The 1,274-nt window shown below is 42.6% G+C and carries 2 protein-coding genes; both read left to right on the top strand.

Annotated features, from left to right (window positions below):
* Positions 1-368: DUF4351 domain-containing protein (locus tag F6K49_RS50095; protein WP_293110299.1), on the top strand; the 368-nt coding region annotated here is incomplete at its 5' end.
* A 142-nt stretch (positions 369-510) separates the two neighbouring features.
* Positions 511-1,137, top strand: coding sequence for a type I restriction endonuclease (locus F6K49_RS50090; RefSeq protein WP_293110296.1), 627 nt, complete (start codon positions 511-513; stop codon positions 1,135-1,137).
* Positions 1,138-1,274: the final 137 nt, after the last annotated feature.

Genomic DNA, 1,274 nt, shown 5'->3' with positions numbered 1-1,274 from the left:
GTGTAGAAGAATTGGAAAAGATCCGCAAACAGGAGATGTTCTGGGAGGATAGGCGAGGTGCATTGAGTCTAGCGAAAAGGGAAGGACGAGAAGAAGGACGAGAAGAGGGCAGAGTAGAAGGACGAGAAGAGGGCAGAGAAGAGGGCAGAGAAGAGGGCAGATTAGAAGGTGAAAGAAGCTTACTATTGCGACAGCTTGAGCGCCGCTTTGGAAAACTAACAAGTAATGCGATTCGGCGAAGCCGACGCTACGCGAACGCATTACTTGAAGCCTTGAATTCCCAAGACCTAGAACGCTTATCAGAAGCAATCTGGGATTTTAATACCAGTCAGGATTTACTCAACTGGCTCCAAGAGCACGATAACTAAGGGTAGCTATGCCTTAGTTGCCTAAAATCAGACTAGACCTCTTGGAAAAATTGGGAATCAAAAGGGATTACTTTTCTATTTCCTATGGACTTAACCTCCTACGTCCCTACTACTTTTTACTGGATTCAACCAATGACTCATTATGGTTCAAACGATTCAAGCTCAAGATATTAGCCTAGAAGAACTGCAAGAACATTTTGGACTACAACTAACAACCGATAGTCAATTTTTTCCAGATTGGCAAGACAACTTACCATCTTTAACGGATGAGGAAAAACGTTGTCTAGAAAGAGTCCGCAACAACTACTTTAACTTGGTTAATCGCCGCCCTCTCTTAGAAGAGGCTGTAAAAATGGTGGTTTTATCACCATTACTCGATCTCGCTGGATTCTTTCAACCCCCCTTTTCGATCAGAACTGAAACTTCTGTGGAAATTGCTGCTGAAGACAATCAAGTAATTGTAAGAGGCAGGATAGATGTTTTAGTAGTGCGACAGAGGCTTTGGATATTGGTGATCGAATCCAAAAGTACCAAGTTTGATGTGATGGCAGCACTGCCTCAAGCTCTAGCTTATATGCTGGATGGCTCCAAAAGTGACAAGCCAAGGTTTGGTTTTCTAGTCAATGGGAGAGAGTTTGTATTTGTTAAACTCCAACCAGCAGATGTTCCCATATATGGTCGTTCCTACGCCTTATCTATTGAGAGGAAAAATGAACTGGAGCAAGTTTTAGCTGCTCTCAAAGCTATTGGTCGATTGGTATTAAATTAACTGTAAGCATTCAGCTATCAGCTATCAGCTATCAGCTATCAGCTATCAGCTATCAGCTATCAGCTATCAGCTAATGGGCTACAGATGGTGCTACTTGAGGTGCTTTTGAATAAAACAGGTCAGCATTCGAATAATGC

It is taken from the genome of Moorena sp. SIO3I6 (genome assembly GCF_010672095.1).
Note: the sequence above shows the minus strand (reverse complement) of the source record. Positions and strands in the feature narration are given on the sequence as shown.

What these genes read in the sequence shown, in the direction of transcription:
- F6K49_RS50090 (WP_293110296.1), top strand. Translation starts at nt 511, where the DNA reads ATGGTTCAAACGATTCAAGCTCAAGATATTAGCCTAGAAGAACTGCAA.